Source organism: Floccifex sp. (assembly GCF_051873555.1).
Taxonomy (GTDB): domain Bacteria; phylum Bacillota_I; class Bacilli_A; order Erysipelotrichales; family Erysipelotrichaceae; genus Floccifex.
Genome location: NZ_JBJEEY010000021.1, coordinates 1 through 3558 on the forward strand (window position 1 = coordinate 1; position 3558 = coordinate 3558).

General features: G+C 33.6%; 3 protein-coding genes. All 3 read left to right on the forward strand.

The features are described 5' to 3' along the window. The first annotated feature begins 79 nt into the window (after positions 1 to 79). Positions 80 to 1240, forward strand: a complete 1161-nt coding sequence (locus ACI32A_RS01340) for a homoserine dehydrogenase (RefSeq protein WP_439753219.1) — start codon at positions 80 to 82, stop codon at positions 1238 to 1240. Between the two features lie 16 nt (positions 1241 to 1256). Then, positions 1257 to 2579, forward strand: coding sequence for an aspartate kinase (locus ACI32A_RS01345; RefSeq protein WP_439753220.1), 1323 nt, complete (start codon positions 1257 to 1259; stop codon positions 2577 to 2579). Next, positions 2572 to 3558 (forward strand): aspartate-semialdehyde dehydrogenase (locus tag ACI32A_RS01350; protein WP_439753221.1); only part of this gene is annotated, 987 nt, incomplete at its 3' end. The genes ACI32A_RS01345 and ACI32A_RS01350, both read left to right, overlap by 8 nt.

Consider the following 3558-nt stretch of genomic DNA (forward strand, 5'->3'; position numbering starts at 1 on the left):
GAAAAACTACATATCCTATGATACAATGTTCACGTTTTAAAAACAAGTGTTTTTTATAAGTCTACAAGGGAGGAATGTTATGAAGATTGCGATTTTAGGTTTTGGAACAATCGGAAGTGGTGTTTACGAAATTGTAAATCAACGTAAATCAAAAGATTTAATGGATTGTCAAGTCGTTAAGATTTTAGATTTACCAAAAAACAAAGATAAATTAGATATCATTGTATGTGATATTAAAGACATTTCAGAAGATGATTCCATTGATTTGGTTGTAGAAACCATGGGTGGTATTCATCCAGCGTATGATTTTATTATGGAATGTCTTAGAAATAAAAAACATGTGGTAACAGCAAATAAAGCTGTTGTAGCCGCCCACATGAGTGATTTTTTGCAGACCGCAAAAGAAAATGGGGTTCAATTCCGTTTTGAAGCCAGTACAGGTGGTGGAATTCCATGGTTAGCGAGTCTTCAAAAAGCAAAGCGAATTGATGAGATTTCTTCTTTTTATGGTATCTTTAATGGAACCACAAATTATATTTTGGATTCTATGCATAGACAACAAGAAGAATTTGATGTAGCTTTAAAAAATGCACAAGCTCTTGGTTATGCAGAAGCCAATCCGAGTGCAGACATTGATGGATATGATGTGCAAAACAAAGTGACAATTTCTGCTGCATTGGCTTTTGATGCTAAAATTGATATGAAAGAGTTTCCTTGTTTTTCAATGGCAAACATTTCTTATGAGGATATTCAATTTGTGAATTCTAAAAATCAAATGATCAAATATATTGGACAGGCTTGTACAAAAGATGGGAAATATGAAGCTTTTGTCATGCCAATGGTTTTTGATTGTTCTTCATTGGAAGCCAATATTCCATCGAATTTTAATATCGTGTCTTTATTTGGAGATACGATTGGTGAATTAAAATTTTATGGCCAAGGGGCTGGAAAATTACCTACTGCCAATGCTATAGTAGAAGACATACTGGATATTAAAGAAGGTATTTTATATAGTGATGTTTCTTTAGATAAGGAATTGACATACAGTAATTCTTTATTGAAAGAGCGTTATTTGATTCGCACGAATCAGTATATTGAAAATAGTTGTATTGAAGGTATTGAATGTAATGGAGCCAATTATTATATTCATACAAAAGCCATTTCCACAAAGGAATTCATGGAACTTGCGCAATCTATTTTGAATCAGGATTCAAGTGCGATGATTGCCAAATATATGTAAAAAAGGAAGAATCGATATGTTAAAAATCACAAAATTTGGAGGAAGCAGTGTCGCCAATGCGGCGCAATTTAAAAAAGTAAAAGACATCGTACTATCCGATCCTTCTCGTCGTTTTGTCGTTGTTTCGGCACCGGGAAGAAGAGATTCATCGGACAGTAAAATTACTGATTTATTGTATTTACTCGATGCGCATCGTCAATATCACGTAGATGCCAGCAATGTCTTTGCTCTGATCAAACAAAGATTTATGGATATTAAAAATGAATTGGGTTTAAAACAGCCTATCGAAAAAGAACTTGATATGATGTATACCAATTTAAATCAAATGACACAAGATGAAATTGTGTCTCGTGGTGAATATTTTTGTGCAAAATTAATGGCAGAATATTTGGGTTATGCATTTGTTGATGCAAAAGATGTTATTCGTTTTCATTTAGATAAAACCATTAATTGGGATGTAACCACTCAAAAATTAAGTGCAAAATGTGCACAATATGAACGATTTGTATTCCCTGGTTTCTACGGAACCAATTCCAGTGGACAAATTCAAGTCTTTTCTCGTGGGGGTGGAGACATTACGGGTTCTATTCTTTCTAAGTGCTTAGAAGCCGATGAATATGAAAACTGGACAGATGTGTCTGGGTTCTTAATGGCAGATCCTAGAATTGTACCAAATCCAGAACAAATTAAATATATTACATATACGGAGTTACGTGAATTGTCATATATGGGTGCCAGTGTTCTTCATGAAGAAGCTATTTTCCCTGTAAAAGAGAAAAATATTCCGATTCATATTTTAAATACCAATTGTCCACAAGATTTTGGTACTTATATCCAGGAATCCAAGGCACGTAATCATTTTCCGATCACAGGTATTGCCGGAAAAAAAGATTTTGTTTCGATATATATTTATAAGAAACATATGTCCAATGAAGTGGGATTCATTCGTCGTGCTTTATCGATTTTGGAAAGCTACAATGTCAGTATTGAACACATTCCAAGTGGAATTGATTCATTTAGTATTGTCGTGGAAAAGAAAGAAGTCGAAAATAGTTTATATGAGATTTTAGCTCGTTTGAAATCGGAATTAAAACCAGATGATATTTCCATTCAAGAGGACTTGGCATTGATTTCAACAGTTGGACAAAATATGATGGATAAACCAGGTACGTCTGGTCGTTTATTCAGTGCTTTAGGAAAAGAAAATATCAATATTCGTATGATTGCTCAATCAAGTAGTGAAATTAATATCACTGTTGGGGTAAAGAAAAAAGATTTCGAAAGAACAATTCATACAATTTATAATGCGTTTGTAAATAAGGAGAATGAAAATGAGTAAATATACAGTTGCGATTGTTGGGGCTACAGGTGCTGTTGGGCAACAAATGCTTCAATGTTTAGAAGAAAGAAATTTTGATGTCAATGTCAAATTATTGGCTTCAGCTCGTTCTAAAGGAAAAGTTTTTTCTTTTAATGGACAAGATATTGTTGTTGAAGAATTAACTGAAAATAGCTTTGATGATGTAGATTATGCTTTAGGTGCTACTGAAAATGATTTAGCCAGAAAATGGATTCCATGGGCTAATGCTAAAGGCGTTGTTGTTGTTGATAATTCATCGGCTTTTCGTTTAGATGAAAATGTTCCTCTTGTGATTCCTGAAATTAATCCAGAAGATATTGAAAAACATAATGGAATTATAGCCAATCCAAATTGTGCAACAATTATTGCGATGGTGGCTTTACATGAACTTCATAAAGAATATCATATTAAACGTATGATTGTTTCAACGTATCAGGCTGTTTCGGGTGCAGGTGTAAAAGGTATTCAAGATTTAGAAGCGCAATTAAAAGATCCAAATGCACCAAAAACGGCTTTCCCATATCAAATCGCCTATAATTTAATTCCACAAATTGGTGACTTTGATGAATTTGGTATTTCTAAAGAAGAATGGAAGATGCAAAATGAAGCAAGAAAAATGTGGCATCATCCTGATTTATTAGTCAATTGTACATGTGTACGTGTTCCTATTTTACGTTCTCATTCTGAATCTATTTTTATTGAATGTGAAAAAGAAGTAGATGTGAATCAGGCGCGTGAATTAATTTCAAAAGGACAAGGAACTGTATTAAAAGATGATCCGCAAAACAAAATTTATCCAATGCCATTGGATACAACAGACCAGGATTTGGTTTTTGTTGGACGTATTCGTAAAGATTTAACAGATCCGACAGGTCGTTCTTTGGCTTTATTCTGTTGTGGTGATCAAATTCGTAAAGGAGCTGCTACAAACGCAGTTCAAATTCTAGAAAAACTCATA

What these genes read in the sequence shown, in the direction of transcription:
- ACI32A_RS01345 (WP_439753220.1), top strand. Translation starts at nt 1,257, where the DNA reads ATGTTAAAAATCACAAAATTTGGAGGAAGCAGTGTCGCCAATGCGGCG.
- ACI32A_RS01340 (WP_439753219.1), top strand. Translation starts at nt 80, where the DNA reads ATGAAGATTGCGATTTTAGGTTTTGGAACAATCGGAAGTGGTGTTTAC.